Here is a 22,674-nt window from a genome sequence, read left to right as displayed (position 1 = left end):
TGTAGGCGTCAATTCATCGGGGGGGTGAACCATGGCGCCACAGATCAGCGCGCATACGCGCGTGCGCCTTGCCAACGGCGCGCACGTGCTGCAACGCAGCCCAACCATGCTGCAATTCGGGTTGGACGCGACCCGCACCGGCATCATCGAGACACCGAGTGCGCAGGACCTGCGCCCGCTTATCGACGGCTGGGTCACACCCCGTCAGCTCCGCGCCATCATGCGTCAGCTGCAGGACATCATGGACAGGGAGGCGGCCGCCGCGCTTGTGGCGGACCTGTTGGCATACCGAGTACTCGTACCGGATGCGCCCGCCCAGGTGTATTTATCTGGTACATCCCCGCTGTCCAAACAGATCGCGCGGCTGCTCTCCCAATCCGGTATCTTCGTGCGTCTGGCGGGTCGCACCGATGCCGAAGTGAGATTCTTGGCCACCGCTGAATCCTGGGTGCCGATGGTGTTGGTGGACCACATGGCTCGCGCGCGGGCGTTGACCGACCTCACCAAGCGGCGTACCGGTGCCGTGCTGCACGTCGCCACCGTGGATTCGCGGGTGGTGATCGGCCCGTTGCGCACGTCGCGCGCGGACCCGTGTTTGGTGTGCCTGCATTTGCATTGCGTGGACCGCGATGCAGGGTGGGAGCTAGCGGTTGAGCAGCTACCCGGTGGCCTGATGCGACCCGATCCCGTTGTGGTTGCGGCGGGGGCGGCGCTTGCTTCCGGGGTCATCCGCCACGTGGTTGGCGTGCCGGATCCGCCGGGCGTCTCCGCCCCGCGCCTCAAGCCGGGCCACGTGAGGATTGTTGATCCGTTCGGCCCGCAGCTTGTCCGCGATCAAGCTGTGACGCCGCACCCGCGGTGCGGCGTGTGCTACCCCTAGGCGTTCTCGCGGTGTTCGGCGACAACGGCGAGCACGTCTGCCCCGTACGTTTCCGCTTTCACCGGGCCGACACCGGCGACATCCAGCAGCGTGGCCACGTCATGCGGCATTGCTTCCGCGATAGCCAGCAGCGTGGCATCCGAAAACACCAGGTACGCGGGCTGGTTCGCGGCACGTGACACATCCAGGCGCCAGCGTTTCAGAGCGGTGAAGAGTTCCTCGTTATAGTCCGGCTCGCAGTCAGGGTGGCGGCCCAGCGACTTTTCTGCAGGCGTATCAAGCGGATTGCCGCACACGCGGCAGGCCCGGCTGCGCTTTAATCGCTGCGGGGACTTCTCAACTTCCAGCTCCGGCACCAATCCGTCCAGGAAACGGGAGCGCGAGCGGGACTTGTGGCCACCCTCCTGACGCGCGAGCGACCAGGACAAGTGCAGGTGCTCACGCGCGCGGGTGACGCCGACGTAAAACAAGCGGCGCTCTTCCTCAATCTGCTCCTCCCCCGCGTTAATGGCATGCGAGATGGGCAGCGTCTTCTCCACCAAACCGACCAGGAAGACCGCGTCCCACTCCAAGCCTTTCGCGGCGTGCAGGCTGGCCAGCGTGACACCGTCTACTGCGGGCGGCTGCTTGGACTCTGCGCGTTGGCGGAGCGACCGCAGCACGTCAGCCAGGGTCTGGGCTTCCTTTGTGCGCACGATTTCCTCGATGAGGTCCACCAGCGCGTTCAGGCCCTGCCAACGCTCCCGCGCTTGGGCACCTTCGGGCTCCGTGGCGGTCAGGCCCAGCGGGGCGAACACGTCGCGGGCGGTTTGCACCGGGTCTACATCCGCATCCGCCCGCTGGGCCAAGCGCGCGAGCTGGTTCAACCCTTCGCGAACTTCGCCGCGGTGGAAGAAGCCCTCGCCGCCGCGGACTTGGTAGAGGATGCCTGCATCTGCCAGCGCCGCTTCAAACGCAGCGGACTGGGCGTTGATGCGGTACAGGACGGCGATTTCGCGGGCCGGAACACCGCCGTCAAGCAGCCTGCGAATTTGCGCCGCCACTTCGCGCGCTTCCGTCGGCTCGTCGTCGTACGCGTGGAACGTGGGTGCCGGGCCGGGGTCCCGCATGCCGACGAGTTCGAGGCGGCTGCCCGCAACGCGCCCCTGCGCCTTGCCGATGACAGTGTTGGCCAGATCAGTGATCTGGGGCGTGGAGCGGTAGTCGCGCTGGAGTTTCACCACCGTCGCGTGCTCATAGGTGCGGGAGAAGTTGAGCAGGTAGTCCGGCGTAGCGCCGGTAAAGGAGTAAATGGTTTGGTTGGCGTCCCCGACCACCGTGAGATCATCCCGTGTGCCCAACCAGCCTTCAAGCACGCGCTGCTGCAGCGGGGTGACGTCCTGGTACTCATCCACCACGAAGGATTGGTACTGGGTGCGGAACTCCTCCGCCACCGCTGGCGCATGCTCCAGGGCCGCGGCGACGTGGAGCAGCAAGTCGTCGAAATCCAGGAGCATCCCGTCCGGGCTAGACTTCGAAGCCTCGTAGCGCCGGTACACCTCCGCGACCTTCTGCGGGTCCGCAGGTGGGGTGCGGTGCGACTCAGCGATGCGCTGGACGTAGTCCTCATGGCTAATGACGTTCGCTTTCGCCCACTCAATCTCGCTGAGCAAGTCACGCACCATGTCTTTGCCGGAGTCCAGACCAGCGGCCCTGGTAGCACGGCCGACCAGGGGGAATTTGTTATCCAGGAGCTGCCACGGCAAATCGCCGGCGATCTGGGGCCAGAAGTACGCCAGCTGCCTGCGCGCCGCTGCGTGGAACGTGCGCGCCTGCACCCCGCCAATGCCCATGTGGCGTAGGCGGTCGCGCATCTCCCCGGCGGCACGCTGCGTGAAGGTCACCGCGAGCACCTTGTTCGGCGCCACCATGCCCTGGTCAATGAGATGGGCTATCCGGTACGTGATGGTGCGGGTCTTGCCGGTGCCGGCGCCGGCAAGGATGCACACGGGTCCGCGCGGAGCCGTTGCGGCGACGCGCTGGTCCGCATCCAAGAGGTCGAGATTAATTGCCACGGCGTCAGTTTCCCCCTTCAAACTCTCCGCGCGCCCAGCGGTCAATGAGCCGGCGCGCGATTGTGCCCTCCCGCGCTAGGGTAAGCCCAGCAAGCTCCTCCCTGCTCGCCCAGATGATCTGGCGCAGTTCTCCGTCAGTTGGTCCGTGCGGTTCAATATCCCGCGTGGTGGATGCAAAGCCCAGCATGAGTGCCCCGGTCAGCGCCCAGGGCTGAGAGCCCACGTAGGAGATGTCCTCCACCCGCCTGCCGGTCTCCTCGTACACCTCACGGGCCCAGGCATCCTCGATGGTTTCGCCCGGCTCCACGTAGCCCGCGATGCAGGTGAAGTAGCCGGGGCGGTGGCTGTTCTCGCCGAGGAGGATGCGCTCCCCGTCCGCGGACTGGACCACGCCAATCACACTCGGGTCAATGCGAGGGAAGACTGGGCGACCGGAGGCGCCGGAAGCAAGCGCGCCCGACGGATCCCACGCTAACGCCGTGCCGTCGGCGGGATCGAAGCGCATGGTGTCCTGCGCGCGCAGCAGGGCCACGGCGCGGGCAATGAGAGGGTGGCCGGCATGGGAACGCGCATCCCCCGTTGGGTACCCCAGCTCGGCGGCGCGCACGCCATCGAGCCTTACGGCCTCCGTCCCGTCCGGGAGGGTGACGCGGGTTGAGGTTGGGTGCAAGCAATCGTCGATAAGCAGGGGCTCCCCGTCCGGCCCGACTGGAAACGCGGTGTCCGCGTCGATGGGAAGGAGCATATTAATCGGCCTGCTTGGCCGCATCCGGAGAATCGCTCGGCGCGGTCATGCGGACGTACAGCAAGCGGTCGCCCGGCTCGACGGTTTCTGCCTCCGGCTCGTCGATGCGGTAGAGCTCGCCGGAGCGGACCACGCCGAGCACAATGTCGGCGAGGTGGCGGGGGTTCGCGCCGACCTCATCGTCCGCGATTGGACGCTCCGCAACCGCAAAGCCTTCGTCCGGGCTCAAAAGATCCTCCATCATCTCCACCACAGGCGGGGTGACGGTGGCAAGACCGAGTAGGCGACCGGTGGTTTCTGCGGACACCACCACAGAGTCCGCGCCAGACTGCATGAGCAGGTGCTGGTTCTCGCTCTCGCGTGCGCTGGCCACAATCATCGCGCCCGGCGCAAGCTCGCGCACAGAGAGGGTGACCAGCACCGCGGTATCGTCCGAGGACGGCGCGACCACCACGGAGCGGGCGCGGTTCACACCCGCGATGCGCAAAATGTCGGATTTTGTGCCGTTGCCCTGCACAGTGACCAGCCCCCGGTTCTCTGCGTGTGACAGCGCAGCCGGGTCCGTATCCACGACGACGATGGTGCTGGGAGCAGCACCGCCTGCGAGTAGCGCGTCCACGGCGGAGCGCCCCTTGGTGCCGTAGCCGATCACGATGGTGTGGTTGCGCACCGTTTGCCTCCATTGCTGGATTTGAAGCGTCTTGCGGGAATCCTCCGTAAGCACCGACAATGTCGTGCCGACAAGGAGCATAAGGAAGGCCACACGGGCCGGGGTGATGATGAAGATGTTGACCAGGCGCGCACCCTGCGTCACCGGGGTGATGTCGCCGTAGCCGGTAGTGGACAGGGACACCGCGGAGTAGTACAGCGCGTCAATGAACGTCAGCGGCTCGGAATAAGCCTCCCGGTCCAGGTACACCACCACGGCAATGAACACGATAAGCAGCGCGGCGTAGCCGAAGCGGCGGGCAATGAGCACCCAGGGAGTGGTGTGCTCCGCCGTGGGGATGGTGATGACTTCCGTGAGGGTGTGCACGGGCGCATCGAAGAGTTCCCCGTCATTGCGGAACCTGTTGGCGAAGGTGAACGAGTACGGCAGCTTCACGCCTTACTCCCTTCCTCCGTACCGGCCGGAACCTGTTTCCGAGTCTGCCCTAACGGGGGACACTGTACCCCACCCCGCGCTGCTCCCGGGTGCGGATTCCAATGCGAGCAGGCGCTCAAGTTCGGCGCCATCCGGCACGTCCGTCGGCGCGAAATCCTCGCCTGTGCGAACGTAGAAGAATACTGCGCGGACGTCCCGGCCGTCCCCGGCGATGCGGCGCCACGCCTCCCGGTACACGGCGAGCTGCAACTTGGCGGACTCCATCTCGGCGCGGTTGGGCCGCTGCCCGGTTTTCCAGTCCACAACCGTCCAACCGTCCGCATCTTCAAAAATGGCGTCGATACGCCCGCGGACCACCGAATCACCCAGTGCGAGTTCGAACGGGCGCTCCACGAACGCCGGCGTGCGTGCGGCCCAGTGGCTCGCCTCGAAGTTTGCTTTCAGCTCGTGCAGGATCGCACGGTCCACCTCTGCCTCGCCGCTGCCGGGCAGCTCATCTTCGTCCAACAGCGGGCGGGCACCGTAGAACCCCTCGAGCCATTCGTGGAACGCGGTGCCGCGCTTGGCGTAAGCGTTTGGCTTGAACGGCACCGGCCGGCGCGCGCGGCGGGCGAACTGCGCTGGATCAGCCCGCATGGCCACAACGTCAGACGCTGTGAGCTCACCCGGTACGACCACCGGCACATCGGGCGAGAACGCGGCTTCGTGCTCTTGGATAAGGGCGCTGGTGTCGCGTTCCCACAGCGAGTACAACTCCCCGTCGCTCAGCGCAGGCAGCTCTTCGCGTGCCGCTGACACTGTTGCTGCGGCGGCCAGCTCGGATGCATCCGGCACCATGTGCGGCCACGTGCCCGTGCGGATGGCCGGGGCTGAAGCGCGACCGGTCGACACCTCGGCGCCGCCCGCGCTCTGGTCGTCCGCCCCGGACCAGTACGCAACGGACCCCGGGACGAGGTCCCGCATGGCCGCAAAGTGGACATACGGTGCAATCTCCCTGCTAGAAGTGGCGTTGGCGCGGGCAGCGGTAACCAGAAGCTTGCGTTCCGCGCGGGTGACAGCAACGTAGAACAAACGCGCAGACTCCTCTGCCTGGGCAGCCCGGACATCGGCTTTCCACGCGTTGCCGGCCTTGAGGAAGTCAGAGCGCGTTTCTACCTCTGCAAATGCCGGGGTGACATCTGGATCGCCGAATGAATCATCCTGCAGCAGTTTGAGGTAGGTCAGGAACGTTTCCGCCTGCGCCCCGTAGGTTGCCTCATCCGCGTGTAGGACCGCACGGTGTCCCATTCCAGCCCCTTCGCTTTGTGCGCGGTGAGGATCTGCACCCTGTCATGTTTCACAGCAACGGTGCCCGGGGTCAGCCCGTCTTCTTGCTGGCGGGCGAGTTCGAAATAGTCCAGCAAGCCGTCAAGGCTCGCTCCCGGGTAACTTGCCACCACGTCCAGAAACGCGTCGAGGTGCACAGCCCGTGCGGCGCTGGGCCTAGCCAGCACTTCGGTGCGGATGCCAAAGACTGCGATGATGTCCGCGAAGACATCGGTGAGCTTTTTGCCCAGGCTGTGCGTGCGCAGCCAGCGCAACTTGGCGGCAAGCAGTTCCAAACGTCGCAGGCCCTCCGCCGAATAGCGCTCCGGCTCGCCCAGGTCCGCCACCGCATCCGCCAGGCCGGCCACCGGCTCGGCGCGTTCGCTTAAGGCATCCACTCGCTCCACCATGGCAGCCAGAGCGTGCTCGAGTGCGGCGGCCGGATCCTGGTCAGCTGCAGGACCGAACTCTTCCGAACCGCCGCCACGGAGGTTTGCAGCCCGCGCCGCAAGCGCGTTGAGGTCTGCCAGCCCAAGGCCGACAGCCGGGCCCCCGAGGACGCGCAATGCGGCGGCTGAGTTGCCCGGGCGGACCAACATGGTTGCAATGGCAACGGTATCCGCAACTTCGGGCACGTCCAGGAGGCCGCCAATGCCGACGATTTCGTACGGCACGCCCCTTTCCTCCAACGCGTCCGCCACCTCCGCACTGTGGCGGTTCTTGCGCACGAGAACCGCGGCGTTGAAGGGCTGCGCCTGCTCCCGCGCTTCTACGTACTGGGCGGCCAGTGCATCCGCGACAAACGCCACTTCATCGTCGCTCGTGTCAAAGTAACCCAGCGTCACGTCCCCTGCGCCGGCACCTGGGCGAGATACAAGCTGGGCTACCGCTCGTTCCGCGCCGGTGCCCAGGATTGCGTCCGAGACCTGGTTGGCCAGGGACAACACCTCCGGCGGGTTGCGCCAAGAGGTGGTGAGCTGCTTCTTCGGTGCCGGTCCGCCTTCAGCCAGCGGAAAATCCTGCACAAACGCAGCCAGATTTGCAGCGGTGGCGCCGCGCCAGCCGTAGATCGCCTGCATCGGGTCTCCCACCGCCGTGACAGTGAGCTGGGGGTCCTTGCCCTCCCCGAAGAGCGACCGCAGTAGCACACGCTGGGCGTGCGACGTGTCCTGGTACTCATCCAACATGACCACCCGGTACCGCCTGCGCTGGTGCTCCCCCACCACCGCGTGGTCGCGGGCGAGGCCCGCGGCGACCGACATCTGCTCGTTGAACGTAACTACGCCGCGGTTACGCAGCTCAGCCTGCAGCGCCTGGGCGAGGGGAAGGTACGCCACCCGCTCCGCCTGCTTTGCGCGCCACGTCTGAAGCTCCTTGGGGTACTCACCCTTGGACCCTTTACGTTTGGCCAGTGCCTCGGTCTCTTTCAAGAAGATGTCCGCCTGCTGGCTCACCAGGTCAGGGTCCGCGAGCTCGTTGCCCATGGAGGTAATGAGGCCCAGCACATTGTCCACTGCCGTAGCCAATGCGGGGTTCTTGCTTCCGTCCGCCAGCAATGTGCCCGTGTAGTTGGACACTACGTCTGTGGCTATCGCGTGCAGCTCCGCGTTGGTGATCAGTCGCGCATCCGGCTCCACCGGCACCAACAGGCCGTACTCCCTCACCAGGTCTCCCGCGTACGCGTCATAGGTGGACACTGTCGGCGCGATGACCGTCAACGCGTCCGCCAAGCCGCCGCTGGGGTCCAGCCTGCGCACCAAGGCGTCATCTGCAGCCAGGAGTTTCAACCTGTCTCGGATGCGTTTGCCCAGCTCCTGCGCAGCTTTGCGGGTGAACGTCAGGCCAAGAATCTCCTCCGGCCGGGCATAGCCGTTGGCCACCAGCCACACCACGCGCGCGGCCATGGTCTCGGTTTTTCCGGCACCAGCGCCGGCGACCACCAAGAGCGGGCCTGGTGCCGCCCCGATCACCTCTGCCTGTTGGTCTGTAGGCGGATGTTTCTGCCCCAAGGCGCTTGCGAGCGCTCTGGGTCCCATCACCTCGGCGACGTTAGTCACGGGTGACCACCTGCCCTTCCGGTTGCACCGGGCACAGCGTGCGCACCCGGCAGTGTTCACAATGTTCGCCTGTTGTAGCGGTCAGCTCTGGCCCCGCCATAGCTCGAGGCAGCGGCCTTAACAGCGCGGAGAACTCCTCCAGCTCATCCGCTGATTTCGGGTTCTGTTCCCGCGTGGTCACCTTCACCGTCGGCGCCTTGGGATACACCAATAACGCCCCGCCCACCGTCAGCGCATCCTCAGGGTCTTGGGCGGTGGTTATTGCGCCGTCGGCAAGCATGCCCCTGCTTACCGCGAGCTGGTACGCCGCAAGCTGCGGGTTCTCCTGTGTCTGCGCCGCGGAAGGAGCAGTGTTTCCAGTTTTCAGATCCACGATGAACACGTCACCGGCAGCATCGCGCTCCAGACGGTCAAGGCGACCGGCGATCCGCACGTGATCATCCACCGCCACGTCCACATCGGCCTCAACCGCCAGCGGAGTGAACGTCGCTGACCGCACGCTCAGCCAGCCGTCAATGCGATCCAGCATGACCGCAAAATCCTCAATGTCCCGCGCCGCTTTCCACACCGGCCCGTGCTCGGCTTTGCGGCGCGCATCCATCACTGCGGCCCGTGCCGTCGGCTGATCCACGCCGCGCCCCAGCGCCTCCAAATACGCGTGGGCCATGGAGCCGAAAATCATCGCCGTCGTTTCATCTATCTGCACCATCCGTTCCAGCACCGCCCGCAGCGGGCATTGGAGGAGGCTTTCAATCCGGGACGGCGACAGGGTGCTGCGCAGCGGGAGGGCATTGCTTATCGACGGCTGCGTCACCGACCACCACGTTTCCGGATCTGCCCCTGCCACCCCGGCCTCGGCGAGCCGGGCAAGCTGGCGCGCTGCCTGCGTACGCGTCGCTTCTGCGGAATCCGGGTTAGTTAACGCGCGCCGCAGTTCCGCCAACACATCCTCCTTTGCCAGCACGCGTACGGTAGTCACATCCGCGCCATCTCCCAGCTCCTCTGCCGCGGTGCCTGCGATGGCGGCTGTAACTGGCGTGATCTCGAATTGTTCAGCGAATTCCTCCACAAACCGCGAGGGTGCGATCGCCTCTTCCCCGTCTGCGTCATCGACCGCAGTGACGGTGAGCGTCTCGGTTGCTCGGGTTGTCGCGAGGTGGAACAACCTGCGCTCCTCCACCAGCCGCTCCGCGATGTGGGAGACAGGCACCGCGGGGTCCACCCCCTCATCCACCAAGTCAATGAGGTCTTCCTGCCGGAACAGCGTGCCGGTCTCGCCCAAACTCGGCCAGGAAGACTCCTGCACGCCGGCCACAATCACCCGGCGAAACTCTTTGCCGGCTGCGCCATGGGCAGTGAGCAACGCGACGGCATCTGGGGCGGCCGTGCGGCGGTCACGCACGCCGGTGGGCAGCTCCTGTTCGGTGATGTACTCCACGAAGAGGTCAATGCCTGCCGTTGGGCGGCGCTCTGTGAAATCTCCCGCCGCGTCAAACAACGCCATCGCCGCATCCAGGTCGCGGTCCGCCTGCGAACCGGTGGCACCACCGCGCAACGCTGCAGCGAGAAGGCGGTCCGCCAACCCCGTGGCAGACCAAATCGCCCACAAAATTTCCTCGACGCTGCCACCGTTGTCCTGCGCCGTACGACCTGCGTCAAGCACACCCCGCATGCGCGCGAGGATGTCCTGCTCCCGATCCGTGAGCATTGTGCCGAAGTCCGGCAGATCCTCGCGCGCAAGAAGTAGCGCGCGCAACGTCGCCTCCGCCCGCTCCTCCGGAGCGAACCGACGCAAGCCGCGCAACAGCCGACGCAGTGTTACAGGGTCTGCTCCGCCTACGGGGCCAAGCAGCAGATCCCGCCACTGCGTCACTGTGAGCTCATGGTTCAACGCCTTCAGGCCCAGCATGAGGGAGACCACAATGCGCTGCTCCGACAGCACAACGTCGGTCGGATCCAGCGTGACCGGCACGCCCGCGTGGAGCAGCGCGCGACGGTGCGACTCAATCATCGGTGTGGCACGGACAACAACCGCCATGTCTTTGAACGCCACGCCTTCTTCAAAGTGGGCGCGACGGATCGCGTCAACCACCACGGCTTGCTGGGTTTGTTGATCCGGCGTGATGCACACATTGCGGCGCGGCGTGCGGCGGGAGAGGCCGAGATCAATCACCTGATGTTCTAGCCCACCAAGATTGCCGAAGAATGCCGGGGACGCGCCGCGGAACCGGAAGACGGACTGATTCACGTCCCCGCCCACAACACCCAGCCGTGCTTTGCGCAGCAGCTGCGTGACAAGCTCGCCGGAGGCGGGTGCGAGGTGCTGCGCATCATCCACAATCACCACGTCCCAAGCATGGGGCACATCAGCCGCGACCGTCTTCGTCACAAGCTCCGCCGCCGATAGGCGGACCGCACCGGAGAGAGCCATGACCTGCTCATACTCCTCCAAGAAGTCGCCCGCTGCGGACCACACATCAATCCCGTGCGCGCTACCCAAGCGACGCAAATCGTCCGCTCCAAGACCGCGCTCCAACGCACGCAGCAGGAAGTCGCGCAGCTGGCGGGCGAAACCAACCATGGTCAACGCTGGACGCAACGCCTCCGGCCATGTGCCGCGGCCGTCCTCGGCATGACCGAGCAGCAGTTGGCGGATCGCGGCATCCTGCTCCGCACCGGAAATCAGCCGGATCTCTTCCTCGGTGTGCTGCCGCAGCAGCGCGAAGGCAACCGAGTGCACGGAACGCACGACGGGTGCGTCCGCAACAAAACCGGTGGCCGCGAGGGCATCCGACAAAGCTCTGCGCAAGCGGGCACCGGATTCTTTCGACGAGGTGATAAGCAGAACACCGCCGCGTGCGGCACGCTCTGGGTCTGCTGCGATGGCACGCGCGGCGGTGTCAACGAGAAAGCTGGACACCCCCGAACCTGCCTCACCGGTAACTTTCCAGAGACCCTGTTCAGGCAGATCCACCGGCCACTGGCGGTCCGGCACAACCCGCTCGCGCGACACTAGGTAGGCACGGGGCGTGGTCACCGGCGGCAGAACGGATGCGGCATTCATGCCTCTATGGTGTCACGCTAGACCGAGAGGATTTCCTTAACCCGCCGAAATTCCGAACTGACGTTCGATGCCTCGCCGGAAAGCCCGATCTCGCGGGTCCGCACCGCCAACCCGCAGAGCTCGCGCAAATGCGGGATGTGCGACCACCGCTGCACCACGCGAGGATCAACCGCGTTTGTCAGCAGCCCGTCCACAATCACCAATGCCGCTGTATAGCCCACGGGGCGCGGACCAGCAGAGGGGGTTAATCCGACCAGCGCCGGCGGGTTTGTCCCCTCGAACACGCACCGCGCCAAGAAGTCCAGGCAGGCCACGGACTGCGGGCCGTTTGCGCGGAGACCGGCAAATACCTCGCGGTCCGCCTCCACCCACGGGTCCGGAGACTGCGGCGGTGCGGTGGGGGCATCGAGGTTGGCCAAGCAATCGTCGAAAAGCAGGGCCCCAGCAACCACCTCGTCGATGCGCGCGGCGGGTGACCCCGGGACGAACTCGGTGGCAGAGAAGCCGCCGACGGTCAGCCTGCCATCCGTGGCGCGCACCGGTCGGCTCACGCGCAAGCCCGGTGCCGCACCCGCCAGCTTCTCGCGGAGTTTGCCAGATACCGCGGCGGACGCAGCCGCGGGAGATACAACGACGCGACCGTAGCGCACCGCCTCACCCCACGGGGCGGGCACCGGTTCCGGGGAGCCGTCTAGCTGGAACGCCGCGCGGACGTGTTCAGGTACCTGCACCTACAGCACCGCCGGGCGCGGGTACGGCCACGCGTTGGCGCGGCAGGTGTCGCTGTTGTCCGGGTAGACCTCGTTCGGATCCAGCGCGTAGAGCGCCGCATTGTTCAGGCTCAGCGTCTGCTGCATCATGATCGGAGCCAACTCCCCGTCCGCTGGGCACGGCACATGATCCGAGAAACCGAGTGCGTGGCCCACTTCGTGGTTGATCAGATACTGACGGTAACGGCCGAGGTCACCCTCAAACGCCGCTGCGCCGCGCACCCAGCGCGATTCATTTACCACCACCGTGTCCTCGCCCGTGATCCGGGTGCGGCAGCTCGTCTCCAAGCCCAAATCCCCGCCGCACAACTCGCGCGTCGTGCCCACGGAGGTGAGCCGAATCTTTAACGTCGGATTATCGGCGTTGGTGACATGCTCAAAGCGGAAACGGGGGTCATTGGTCCAGCCGCGCGGATCCAGCAACGTGGCATCCACCATCGCAGAAAAAGCGTCCGGGCCACCGTACGGGGCCGTATCCACGCCGTGCTCCGCCTCGACGACGTACCGCACCACCATTTCCTCACCGGTGCCGCCCGCTGCACCCGGGGCGCCGATCTCATAGAACGTGCCCTCGCCCACCTCGGTGTAGGGGCCGCCGGGAGGCAGTTCGTTCGGCGGGGTGGTGCCCTCCGGCAACGTCGCAGGCTCCATGACTTCGGTTTCCGGCGCCTCCGCAGCGGGGCTTTCCTGCGCGGCGGAGCGCACCGAGGTTTCCGCCGCGCTCACCACCGGCTCATCCGGGTGCTGCAGCATGTTAATCAGCACAAACACCGTCACCACCGCAAGCACGGGGATGGCGTATGCGCGCCAGCCGTACTCGCGGGCGAACTCGACCAAGCGCCCTTCTCCGTCGTGCCGGTCATCCGGGACACCGAAATCCTTCTCAATGTCCTTCGCCCCGTCGGCGCCGTAGGGCTCCTCCGCACGCCGACGGGTGCCCTCGCGGTGGTTTCTGGTGGTCATAGGCAGTTAATTTAGCGCATGAAGCCCACGGAGTGGGCGGTGGTGGAGCCCTGCTCCACGTAAGCAATGCGGTCAGTGCGGATCAAGTATTCGCGACCTTTCTCATCTGCCAACTTCACCGTGGGTGCGCCGGAGGCGATTGCGTCCTCGATTGCGCCGAATGCGTTCTCCTGGCCCTCCGGCAGGCGGATTGCCAGTTCGCGCGGGGTATCAGCCAGCCCGATCTTGATGTCCATGGGGTAAAACCACTTCCTCTACATCGAATTACATCTGTGTTCGTGCCCTATTGTAGGGCGCACTTCCGACAGCCTGGGCCAGGCTGGGCGGCGGGCTAAGATGAGTGCGTGCCAAAAAGAGCTGAGAACCCGCCGCCCACCTTCGCCGAGCTCGGGATTGCCGCGGAGCTGATCGACGCGTTGGCGGAGCTTGGCATTACCCAATCCTTCTCCATCCAGGAGCTTGCAATCCCCATCGCGCTGGACGGCCGCGACGTAATCGGCCAAGCGCGCACCGGCATGGGCAAGACGTACGCGTTTGGCATCCCGCTGATGGACAGGGTGTTTGATGATGCCGCGCTGCGGGAGCTCGATGGGACGCCTCGGGCGCTTGTCGTCGTACCCACACGCGAGCTTGCGGTGCAGGTGGGAGAGGACCTCCAGCGGTTGGCTAAATTCACCCCGGTCCGCGTAACCACGATCTACGGTGGCAGGCCATATGAGGAGCAGATCTCAGCGCTGCACAACGGTGTCGATGTTGTGGTGGGCACCCCGGGCCGTTTGATCGACCTCTACGACCGCGGCGAGTTAATCCTGGACGGCGTTGCCATCCTGGTGCTGGATGAGGCGGACGAGATGCTGGACATGGGATTCCTGCCAGACATCGAACGGATCTGGAACGGGTTGCCTGCTGCGCCCGAACCGCTGCAGACCATGCTCTTCTCCGCCACCATGCCCGGCCCGATTCTGACTTTGGCGCGGTCGATGATGCGCACCCCAATCCACATCCGCGCCGAAGCGGCGGACGCACCAACTACTCACGCAACCACAAAGCAGGTGGTGTTCACGTCCCACCGCATGGATAAGCCTGAAGTGCTGGCACGCATCCTGCAGGCGCAAGGGCGCGGACGCACCATCATTTTCGCCAGAACAAAGCGCACCGCCGCAGAGGTTGCAGAGGATCTTGCCCGACGCGGCTTTGCGGTCGGGTCCGTGCACGGCGACCTTGGCCAATCGGCCCGCGAAAAGTCGCTTGAGGCGTTCCGCACCGGCGAGATCGACATCCTTGTTGCTACCGATGTGGCCGCGCGCGGCATTGACGTGGATGACGTCACGCACGTGGTGAATTACCAGACGCCGGATGATCCGATGACGTATGTGCACCGTATCGGCCGCACAGGGCGTGCGGGCCACAGCGGCACTGCCGTGACCCTGGTCGGTTACGACGAAGCTCACAAGTGGGCCATGATCAACAACGAGCTGGGGCTGGACCAACCGGACCCGCCGGCATGGTTCTCTACCTCGCCGGAGCTGTATGAAGCGCTTGATATTCCGGAGTCCGCCGCGGAGACCGTTGGCCCACCGCGTAAAGTCCTCGGGGTGCAGCGCGGCGAACGCCGCGGCGGCGCACGAACCAGCAACCGAAACCGGGGAGGATCACGCCGGTGAGTAAGCCACTACGTAGGACCCGCGGGGACCTGATTGCCACGGCGGTCATTGCAACCATCGCCGCCGTATGCGTGCTCATCGCATTCTTCACCGCGCCAATTCGATCCTCCCAGCTCACCCCCGCCGCGGCGGAGCTGGAAAACGCGGGGCGACTGGCGATCGTTCCCAACGGGTTGACCGAGAGTTTCCGGCTGCCGGACACCTCCCCCGGCACTGCACCCGTGGTGGTTGACGGCGTGATTATCACGTACAGCGACGGCACCATTACCGGCACCACCCCGGAGGGCGAGACGGCCTGGACCTACACCCGCGCAAATGAACTGTGCGCGTTGAACCAGGCGTGGGGCAAGGTTGTCGCCGCGTACCGGGACAACGCGGGGTGCGGCGACGTAGTGGCTATCAATGCCCGCACCGGCAAGTACGCCAACACCCGCTCCGCCATCGCTCCAGATGAGGTGACCGGGATCCACTCCAACGACCGGGTTGGCACGGTCGGTGCATCACGGATCGAACTGTGGCGCTCCGACATGGTGCGCACCGTGGAATACGGCAAGGTGGAGGCCCCGCAGGAGCCGGACATGCAGCCCAACCAGTGCCAGATCACCTCTGCACTCACCCGAACCGAGCTGCTGGCGAACACGGAGGTGTGCGACGACGGGGCGTACCTGCGCTTCCAGAACGTCACTCCGGAGGATTCCCGCAAGCCGGAGATGTACGGCAGCGTGGCGATTGCGGAGGACGCGTACCTGGTGGCTATCTCGCAGGACGCGGCGGCGATCTATGATCCGGTGTCCTCCGAGATCCGCGCCTACAACAAGGACGGCAACTCCATCAGCACGTCTTCAGTGCCGGGTCTTCCCGCCCCTGATGCGCTTGGCACCGGCGCGCACCCGCTGAGCGTGGCGGATCTCCCCCACCACATGACGTACCACCAGGGTGATTACCTGGTGCTCATGGAGCCGGGCGCGCTTGCCGCCACCGGCGTGTTCCAAGGCGCGCTGGGTACGGGCTTCCCGGCCGGGGACCGCCTGCTCTACGCCTCCGACGGCGGCATTGCCGTGATCAATTGGGACGCCAACACGGTAGACACCATCATCCCGGTTGACCGCGGGGGCTACAGCGGCCCGATTTCGATTGACTCGGCGGGGGCTACGATCGTCGAAAAGCGGGGCTCCGAAGTCGTTGTGCTGAGCGCGAGCTAGCGCCTACCGCCCGTTGCGCAGTGCGTAGCGGGCTTCCTCGAAGCGGCGGGTGTCCGGGTGCAGCAGGGAGAGCAGGACGAATGCGCTGGTGGCCAGTGTGGCCGTGCCAAGCAGCGGGACGCCGCCGCGGAACATGTAGAAGGCCACGCCGACCAAGATGGCCTCGATAAGCAGAATCGCGCCCTGGCTGCGGGGCTGGCCGCGCAGGGTGGATACCGCCACGTAGGCCACAAAGCCGAAGATGATTGCAAGGAAGATCGCCGTGCCCAGCGCGATGTAGCCGGTTGCGGCTGAATCTGACTCGATGGTGCTGGTTCCGCCGCCGAACTGCGAAATCAGCAGCGATACGATGTAGGCGGCCATGGCGAGGCACTGCAGCAGCACCACCACCATCCCGTATCGCAGCAGCGGGGGCATTATGGCGGCATCGCGCTCAAGGTCGGCGCGTTTGGGCTTTGCGGGGTTGGAACTCACAGGCCGTAGTGTATCTGCCCCGCCGCCCGCTTCCCGCGATTTGACCCCTGGCGCGGGGTATGCAGCGCGAGAGGCGTAGCGTTCGAGCTGCTCAGGAGGCTCTCTTGCTTGCCGACGTTCGCTTCAACACCCAAAACTAACGCACCCAACCCGTGCACAAATATATGACTTCAATCACATTTTTGACGCTAACCCTAGCGGGCAGGGACGTTACATGTCATTATTCTCGGGTAGCAAAAACAACGGGCTGGTTACACAGCCCTTAACCCTAAGCCACCACAGGGTTAACGCCAGGGAAACCGGCAGACGGACCTCGGTCACGCCGAGCAGCACCGCCCGGATCCTGGAATCAAACTTCGTTTGCAACACCCCCAACATCGTTGGGGTTGACGTGGTGCGCACCTGAAAAAACACACGAGCACGAACGAAACGTTAAGGAGTTTAGACATGGATTGGCGCCACGAAGCAATTTGCCGCGATGAGGATCCGGAGCTGTTCTTCCCGGTCGGTAACTCCGGCCCGGCACTTTCCCAGATCGCCCAGGCCAAGCTGGTGTGCAACCGCTGCCCGGTGACCTCCCAGTGCCTCAAGTGGGCGCTGGAGACCGGCCAGGATGCCGGCGTGTGGGGCGGCATGTCCGAGGAGGAGCGCCGCGCCCTCAAGCGCCGCAACAAGGCACGCGCCCGCAACCGCGCACGCCTCACCGTATAAATACCGTCTCAACAACGGGCACTGATTTTCGCGCCGGGGTACGCGGGCGATACAGTGAAACGCTGAAGTACCCCATCCGCAATCCATAAAGGAGGCCCCCATGAGCAAGCGTGGTCGCAAGCGCAAGGACCGCCGCAAGAAGGGCGCAAACCACGGCAAGCGCCCCAACGCGTAAGCCTGAGCTTTAAAGCACAGACGCCGCCTTCCCCCATCCGCAGTGATGGTTGGGAAGGCGGCGTTTGGTTTCGCGGGCGCGTGGCTCACCGCGCGCTGGCGAGCCGCAGCGGGGGCGCGGCAACGCGGCGGAGCTAACGGAACCTGATCTCCGTGTAGGTGACAGAGGTGATGGACGCGATAATGCGCTGGCGCAGCGGCTCCGGGGCGTGCGCGTTGCCGCAGCAGTCCCGCACCAGGTGGCGCACTGCCTGCTCGGACTCAAGCCGGCTCACGCAGTGCGGGCACCCGGCGAGCGTGGAGCGCACCTCGGTGGCGCGCTCTGCTGATGTCTCCGGATCAAAGAGCTCGCAGAGTAGATCCTGCGTGGTGTGGGACTTGCCGTTACCGCACGTACATTCTCCGGCGCCCATTACTTCTCCTCCGTATCACGGTCGAGTCCAATGCCTTGCTCATTAGCTACGTCCTTCAACATCTCCCGGAGTTGTTTTCTTCCCCGGTGGAGCCGACTCATCACCGTTCCCAAAGGAATGTCCATCACTTCCGCGATTTCCTTGTATGCGAGCCCCTCCACGTCGGCGTAGTAGACCACCATGCGGTAATCCTCGTTCAACGCGTTGAGCGCCTCGGAGATCCGTGAGTTTGGCATGAGTTTCAGCGCCTCCACCTCCGCGGACTCCAGCCCAGTAGAGTCGTGCGAGCTGGAGGTGTACAACTGCGAATCCGTGACGTCCTCCGCAGACGTCACCAGCGGGCGGCGCTGCTTCTTGCGGTAAGAGTTGATGTACGTGTTCGTCATAATGCGGTACAGCCACGCCTTCAGGTTGGTGCCTGGGGTGAAGCTATCGAACGCGTTGTACGCCTTGAGGTAGGTTTCCTGCACCAGGTCCTCCGCGTCCTGCGGGTTGCGGGTCATCCGCAGCGCGCCGCCATAGAGCTGATCCAAAAGCGGCATCGCTTCCTCGGTGAAGCGCGTTTTGAGGTCGGTGTCAGGCATAGTGGCCATTGTAAAGGCACCCGGTTGAGGTGCTCGCCCGCCCCCGAGAGGAGCCCCCATGGCCGCCCGCACCCGCGCCATCGCCGCAGTGGAAGATACGCCCCACCGTGTGTTGGAGTACGCGCCCAGCCAGGACCATTTCGGCGACCACGCCGCTGCCGAGCTGGGCATTGACCCCGCTGCAACGCTGAAGACACTGGTCATCGCCCGCGCTGGCGCGCCACGGGACATGGCGCTGTGCTGCGTGCCGGTCGCCGGCCACTTGGCGCTGAAGGCCGCGGCGAAGGCGCTCGGCTGGAAGCACGCGGAGATGGCGGACCCGGCGAAAGCCCAGCGCGCCACGGGCTACGTTGTCGGCGGCATCTCCCCCCTTGGCACGTTGAGCCCGCTTCCCACGCTTCTCGACGCCTCAATAGAGCACCTCGACGCCGTCTACGTCTCCGCCGGCCAGCGCGGCCTCTCGCTGGAAATCGCGCCGGCAGATCTGGCGCGCCTGGCGGGGGCTCAGTTCGCGGACATCAGCTCCGCGTAATCGTTGCGCACATTGCCCACGGCCTTGTCCGCTTCCTGCCAGCGCAGCGTGCCCGCCACCCGGGACGGCGTGAGCAGCTCGGCAGCGTCTTCCGGGCTGCCGTCTACCCACTGGCGGATCTCATCCTGTGCGAGGAAGAGCGGCAACCGGTGGTGCAGCCAGGCGGTTTCCTCGGGTGCGGCGGTGGTGACCATCGTCGTCGATAAGCGCGAAAGCCCCGTGTCCCAGAGCGCCGCAGCGTAGAGCAGACCCGACTCCGGCGCAACGTAGTAGGGCTGCTTGCCGTCATCGGTGGCCAGCCACTCGTAGTAGCCGTCCAGCACCATCAGGGCGCGGCGGGATTTGAACGCGGAGCGGAACGACGGCTTCTCCGCCACCGTCTCCCCGCGCGCGTTGAACAGCGGCGGGCCGGTCTCATCCTTCTTCCACGCTGGCAAAAGGCCCCAGCGGGCGGGGTTGAGGTGGGCCTCAGTGCCGTCGAAACGCACAAGCGGCACCTGCTGCGTGGGGGCGATGTTGTAGCGCGGCGGCGGGGTGCCGTCCGGCGCCACTACGGAGCCGACGCCGGGCAGGCCCGCAACCTCGTCGAAAAGGTCCTGGCCGGAAGTAAAGAGCACGAAACGTCCGCACATAGCTCCATTATGATGAAACGCATGACCAACCTGTGGCCGGCCCCGTACTCCCCGACCCCGATCACCCACACAGTTGCGGTACCGGGGTCGAAATCCATGACCAACCGGGCGTACATTCTCGCCGCCCTTGCGGACGGAGAATCCACCATCGTCGGCGCGCTACGCTCCCGCGACACCGACCTGATGGAAGCGGCGTTGGCCTCCATGGGCGTCGGATTCGCGCACGAGGACGGGCGCATCCGCGTCACCCCGGGCGAACTCACCGGCGCGAAGATCGACTGCGGGCTGGCGGGCACCGTCATGCGGTTCGTGCCGCCCGTTGCGGCGTTCGCCCAGGGCCCCGTGCTTTTCGACGGTGACCCTTACGCGCGCAACCGGCCCATGGCGACGATTTTGGAGGCCTTGCGCGCCCTCGGTGTCGCCGTTGCGGGCGATAGCTTGCCGTTCACGGTGCACGGGCGCGGCAGTGCGGAGGGCGGCGTGGTGGACATCGACGCGTCCGGCTCCTCCCAGTTCGTGTCCGGGCTGCTGCTGTCCGCCGCCCGCTTCGACCGTGGCGTGACCGTGCGCAACACGGGCGGGACGCTGCCGTCCATGCCGCACATCGAGATGACGGTGCAGATGCTGGAACAGGCCGGCGTTGCCGTGCAGGCGGAGGGCCACACCTGGCGGGTGGAGCCGCAGCCGATTCGCGCAACCAGGTTCACCATCGAGCCCGACCTGTCCAACGCCACCCCGTTCCTGGCGGCGGCGGCCGTGACCGGCGGTGTGGTGCGTGTGCCGCACTGGCCGGTGGACACCACGCAGCCGGGCGACGTGATCCGCCACATCCTGGAGCGCATGGGCTGCGAGGTGGAGCTGTGCGCCGACGGGGTCGGCCACACCCTCGAGGTGCGCGGTCCGGCGCGCGGCAACCTGCGCGGCATTCGCCTGGATATGAGCGATATCGGGGAGCTCACGCCCACCGTCGCCGCGCTGGCCACGCAGGCGTCGAGCGTCTCTGAGCTGACTGGCATCGCGCACCTGCGCGGCCACGAAACGGACCGGCTGGCGGCGCTGACCACGGAGATTAACAAGCTCGGCGGGCACTGCGAAGAGCTGGGCGACGGGCTGCGGATTCACCCCGCGCGGCTAAGCGGCGGCACCTGGGCTTCGTACGACGATCACCGCATGGCCACCGCCGGCGCCATCATCGGCTTGACGACGGAGGAGGTCGAGGTGGAGAACATCGGCACCACCGCGAAGACGCTGCCGGACTTCGAGCAGATGTGGGCTGAGATGGTGCGCGGCTAATGGCGGGACGCTCATTCGGGGACTACGACGAATCTGATGTCCGCGTCCGCCCCTCCAAGGGCTCGCGACCGCGGTCCAAGGATCGCCCGACGCACGACGACGCGGAGCACGGCATGGTCGTGTCCAAGGACCGCGGGCGCTGGGGCGTCATGCTGGATTCCGGCACGCTGGTGACCTGCATGCGGGCCCGCGAGCTGAAGCGCGTTTCCGTCGAGGTAGGCGACCGCGTGGGCGTGGTCGGCGACACGTCCGGGCAAAAGGACACCTTGGCGCGGATTGTGAAGCGCGAGGAACGCACCAGCGTGCTGCGGCGCACGGCGGATGACACCGACCCCTACGAGCGAATCATTGTGGCCAACGCAGAGCTGATGCTGATTGTGGTGGCGGCCGCCGACCCGCCTCCGCGCACCGGCTTTGTGGAGCGAGCGCTGGTTGCGGCGTTCGACGGCGGGGTGACCCCGGTCGTGTGCATGACCAAATCAGACCTCGCGGACCCGGCCGAATTCCAGCGCGAGATCACCGACTTGGACGTGGAGGTCTACGAGGTTGGCATCGAGGAGCCCATCGACGACCTGGTGGAGCGGATTGCCGGCCACGTTTCCGCGCTGATCGGCCACTCCGGCGTGGGTAAATCCACGCTGGTCAACCGCATCGTGCCGGATGCGGACCGCGCGACGGGGGAGGTCTCCGGCGTTGGCAAAGGCCGCCACACATCAACCCAGTCCGTGGCGCTTCCGCTTGCGGGCGGCGGCTGGGTCATCGACACCCCCGGCATCCGCTCCTTCGGCCTCGCCCACGTGTCACCCGGGGACATCATCGACGTGTTCCCCGAGCTCGCCGAAGCTGCGGAAGCGTGTCCGCGCGGCTGCACCCACCTCGGCCCGCCGGCGGACCCGGAGTGCGCCTGGGATCGGATCGACCCTGATTCCCCGCTCGGGCGCCGGGTTCAGGCGGTGAGGCGCCTACTCAGCGCACTGCACTCCAACAACGAGTGGGACTTAAAGCAGCTCGACGAGAAACGGTAGCTCGGACGGATCGTAAAACGCCATGTAATTGTCCTGCGCGTCCCCGACAGCAAGCTCCGCGTCCTCATCCCCCAAGTCCGCGGCGTCGATGTGCTCGATCGCGCGCGCCGTGGCCTCTTCCGCTTCCTTCACATCCACGTGGATGGCGGCAACGTCCTTCAGCTCGATCGGGCCGGCCAGCTTCACCACGGATTCCCCCATGTCCGGCGCACCCGTAGCTTCGGCGTCCGCGGACACCACGACGCGGCGGTGCGGGAAACGCTCCTCATCCCCGATCGCCAACAGGCGGATTGAGGCCAGCGAAGCATCGTCGAAAGCGATAGCCTCGATCTCCTCCTGATCGCCGGAGGTGAAAAACTCCGTCAGCTCCGGGGTTGCCGCGAATGCCCAGCCGTTGCGGGCGTGCAGCACGCCGTGGTCCTGCAACGATTCCAACATTGCGAACGTAGCCGGGATGTATACGCGCACTAGAATTCGCCCTCAACATCGAACAGGGACTGGATCTCCACCGCCGTGCGCTCGAACGCCGTGTGAAGGATGCCGATCATGCCGTATTCTACGGCGGCGCGGACGTTCATAATGTCATCGTCAATCATCACGCAGTCATTCAACGGCACATCGATCGCGTCCGCCGCAGCCTGGAACGCCTCCCGCTCCGGCTTATCCACCCCGACCTCGCCGCTGAGCACCACGGCATCCACGTCACCGCGGAACTCCCATTCACGGATCCGATCAGCCATCTCGCCTTCGGCGGCCTCGTTGGAGAGGATGCCGGTGGCAATGCCCTTCTCCTTTACTGCGGCGATCAGCGCCTGCCAGCGAGCCTGATCCTCAGGTTCAACATCCAGAACACCGGCATAGTCAAGGACAAGGCCCTCCATGCGGATCGCTCCCTTCACTTTCACTTCACGGTTCCCAGCCTGATGTGCATTGAAGTGTGCGCGCGAGGCTGGATCGCGCGCAGCGTGGACGTGCACAATACTACCGATCCCGCGCCCCACCCGCGCTCGCGCCAACACCCAGGAGG

23 protein-coding genes are annotated in these 22,674 nt (G+C 65.7%); 8 read left to right on the top strand and 15 right to left on the bottom strand.

What is annotated here, in order from left to right:
* Positions 1-31: 31 nt before the first annotated feature.
* On the top strand, positions 32-880 hold the full coding sequence (locus tag JZY91_RS02290) for a hypothetical protein (RefSeq protein WP_234948377.1): 849 nt from the start codon (positions 32-34) through the stop codon (positions 878-880).
* On the opposite strand, the gene JZY91_RS02285 is transcribed toward JZY91_RS02290, so the two are convergent.
* From JZY91_RS02285 to JZY91_RS02250, 9 genes are all read right to left on the bottom strand, one after another.
* Entirely contained in the window at positions 877-2,934 is a 2,058-nt protein-coding gene (locus tag JZY91_RS02285) for an ATP-dependent DNA helicase UvrD2 (RefSeq protein WP_234948376.1), read from the bottom strand. The two genes, JZY91_RS02290 and JZY91_RS02285, sit on opposite strands and share 4 nt — an antisense overlap.
* 4 nt (positions 2,935-2,938) lie before the next feature.
* Positions 2,939-3,679 carry an NAD(+) diphosphatase gene (locus JZY91_RS02280; protein WP_234948375.1) on the bottom strand — a complete coding sequence of 247 codons (741 nt, stop codon included), beginning with the start codon at positions 3,677-3,679 and terminating at the stop codon, positions 2,939-2,941.
* Between the two features lies 1 nt (position 3,680).
* Positions 3,681-4,778: a TrkA family potassium uptake protein gene (locus JZY91_RS02275; protein ID WP_370639275.1), complete on the bottom strand. Its 1,098-nt coding sequence runs from the start codon at positions 4,776-4,778 to the stop codon at positions 3,681-3,683.
* Positions 4,779-4,787: 9 nt separating this feature from the next.
* A complete protein-coding gene (locus JZY91_RS11795) occupies positions 4,788-6,071 on the bottom strand; it encodes a PD-(D/E)XK nuclease family protein (RefSeq protein ID WP_370639239.1) in 1,284 nt (427 codons plus the stop codon).
* Positions 6,005-8,059, bottom strand: coding sequence for an ATP-dependent helicase (locus JZY91_RS11790; RefSeq protein ID WP_370639238.1), 2,055 nt, complete (start codon positions 8,057-8,059; stop codon positions 6,005-6,007). Before JZY91_RS11790 ends, JZY91_RS11795 begins: the two co-directional genes overlap by 67 nt.
* A 79-nt stretch (positions 8,060-8,138) precedes the next feature.
* Complete coding sequence (locus JZY91_RS02265) at positions 8,139-11,210, bottom strand: ATP-dependent DNA helicase (RefSeq protein ID WP_234948373.1); 3,072 nt, start codon at positions 11,208-11,210, stop codon at positions 8,139-8,141.
* Between the two features lie 17 nt (positions 11,211-11,227).
* On the bottom strand, positions 11,228-11,941 hold the full coding sequence (locus tag JZY91_RS02260; protein WP_234948372.1) for a hypothetical protein: 714 nt from the start codon (positions 11,939-11,941) through the stop codon (positions 11,228-11,230).
* Positions 11,942-12,943, bottom strand: coding sequence for a DUF3152 domain-containing protein (locus JZY91_RS02255; protein WP_234948371.1), 1,002 nt, complete (start codon positions 12,941-12,943; stop codon positions 11,942-11,944).
* An 11-nt stretch (positions 12,944-12,954) separates the two neighbouring features.
* Complete coding sequence (locus JZY91_RS02250) at positions 12,955-13,179, bottom strand: DUF3107 domain-containing protein (RefSeq protein WP_234948370.1); 225 nt, start codon at positions 13,177-13,179, stop codon at positions 12,955-12,957.
* Positions 13,180-13,287: 108 nt separating this feature from the next.
* Between JZY91_RS02250 and JZY91_RS02245 the strand changes: the two genes are divergently transcribed.
* Both JZY91_RS02245 and JZY91_RS02240 read left to right on the top strand, forming a co-directional pair.
* Positions 13,288-14,607 carry a DEAD/DEAH box helicase gene (locus JZY91_RS02245; protein ID WP_234948369.1) on the top strand — a complete coding sequence of 440 codons (1,320 nt, stop codon included), beginning with the start codon at positions 13,288-13,290 and terminating at the stop codon, positions 14,605-14,607.
* The gene (locus JZY91_RS02240) at positions 14,604-15,809 is read left to right on the top strand and encodes a hypothetical protein (RefSeq protein WP_234948368.1); all 1,206 of its coding nucleotides are present in this window, start codon (positions 14,604-14,606) and stop codon (positions 15,807-15,809) included. Before JZY91_RS02245 ends, JZY91_RS02240 begins: the two co-directional genes overlap by 4 nt.
* Positions 15,810-15,812: 3 nt before the next feature.
* Here the strand turns inward: JZY91_RS02240 and JZY91_RS02235 are convergent, their stop codons facing one another.
* Positions 15,813-16,283 (bottom strand): hypothetical protein, encoded by a 471-nt coding sequence (locus tag JZY91_RS02235; protein WP_234948367.1) that lies wholly within the window; start codon positions 16,281-16,283, stop codon positions 15,813-15,815.
* A 447-nt stretch (positions 16,284-16,730) separates the two neighbouring features.
* Between JZY91_RS02235 and JZY91_RS02230 the strand changes: the two genes are divergently transcribed.
* Together JZY91_RS02230 and JZY91_RS11785 are read left to right on the top strand one after the other, a co-directional pair.
* Complete coding sequence (locus tag JZY91_RS02230; RefSeq protein ID WP_095659399.1) at positions 16,731-16,994, top strand: WhiB family transcriptional regulator; 264 nt, start codon at positions 16,731-16,733, stop codon at positions 16,992-16,994.
* A gap of 100 nt (positions 16,995-17,094) precedes the next feature.
* On the top strand, positions 17,095-17,169 hold the full coding sequence (locus tag JZY91_RS11785) for a 50S ribosomal protein bL37 (protein ID WP_370513275.1): 75 nt from the start codon (positions 17,095-17,097) through the stop codon (positions 17,167-17,169).
* Positions 17,170-17,302: 133 nt separating this feature from the next.
* Here JZY91_RS11785 and rsrA read toward each other — a convergent pair whose 3' ends face one another.
* Together rsrA and JZY91_RS02220 are read right to left on the bottom strand one after the other, a co-directional pair.
* A complete protein-coding gene (gene rsrA, locus JZY91_RS02225; RefSeq protein WP_234948366.1) occupies positions 17,303-17,581 on the bottom strand; it encodes a mycothiol system anti-sigma-R factor in 279 nt (92 codons plus the stop codon).
* Positions 17,581-18,165, bottom strand: a complete 585-nt coding sequence (locus JZY91_RS02220; protein ID WP_304504131.1) for a sigma-70 family RNA polymerase sigma factor — start codon at positions 18,163-18,165, stop codon at positions 17,581-17,583. Before JZY91_RS02220 ends, rsrA begins: the two co-directional genes overlap by 1 nt.
* Positions 18,166-18,223: 58 nt before the next feature.
* Between JZY91_RS02220 and JZY91_RS02215 the strand changes: the two genes are divergently transcribed.
* Positions 18,224-18,697, top strand: coding sequence for an aminoacyl-tRNA deacylase (locus tag JZY91_RS02215; protein ID WP_234948364.1), 474 nt, complete (start codon positions 18,224-18,226; stop codon positions 18,695-18,697).
* Here JZY91_RS02215 and JZY91_RS02210 read toward each other — a convergent pair.
* The gene (locus JZY91_RS02210; RefSeq protein ID WP_234948363.1) at positions 18,670-19,329 is read right to left on the bottom strand and encodes an SOS response-associated peptidase; all 660 of its coding nucleotides are present in this window, start codon (positions 19,327-19,329) and stop codon (positions 18,670-18,672) included. The genes JZY91_RS02215 and JZY91_RS02210 overlap by 28 nt on opposite strands.
* A 12-nt stretch (positions 19,330-19,341) precedes the next feature.
* On the opposite strand from JZY91_RS02210, the gene aroA reads away from it, so the two are divergent.
* Both aroA and rsgA read left to right on the top strand, forming a co-directional pair.
* Positions 19,342-20,622, top strand: a complete 1,281-nt coding sequence (aroA, locus tag JZY91_RS02205; RefSeq protein ID WP_234948362.1) for a 3-phosphoshikimate 1-carboxyvinyltransferase — start codon at positions 19,342-19,344, stop codon at positions 20,620-20,622.
* Positions 20,622-21,647, top strand: a complete 1,026-nt coding sequence (gene rsgA / locus JZY91_RS02200) for a ribosome small subunit-dependent GTPase A (RefSeq protein WP_234948361.1) — start codon at positions 20,622-20,624, stop codon at positions 21,645-21,647. Before aroA ends, rsgA begins: the two co-directional genes overlap by 1 nt.
* On the opposite strand, the gene JZY91_RS02195 is transcribed toward rsgA, so the two are convergent.
* Together JZY91_RS02195 and JZY91_RS02190 are read right to left on the bottom strand one after the other, a co-directional pair.
* A complete protein-coding gene (locus JZY91_RS02195; RefSeq protein WP_234948360.1) occupies positions 21,621-22,115 on the bottom strand; it encodes a hypothetical protein in 495 nt (164 codons plus the stop codon). The two genes, rsgA and JZY91_RS02195, sit on opposite strands and share 27 nt — an antisense overlap.
* Complete coding sequence (locus tag JZY91_RS02190; RefSeq protein WP_234949019.1) at positions 22,115-22,528, bottom strand: HAD-IA family hydrolase; 414 nt, start codon at positions 22,526-22,528, stop codon at positions 22,115-22,117. The genes JZY91_RS02195 and JZY91_RS02190 overlap by 1 nt, the downstream gene beginning before the upstream one ends.
* Positions 22,529-22,674 lie beyond the last annotated feature (146 nt).

This window comes from Corynebacterium sp. CNCTC7651, from assembly GCF_021496665.1.
GTDB lineage: Bacteria > Actinomycetota > Actinomycetes > Mycobacteriales > Mycobacteriaceae > Corynebacterium.
The sequence above is the reverse complement of the archived record's forward strand: the minus strand, read 5'-3'. Positions and strand labels throughout refer to the sequence as shown.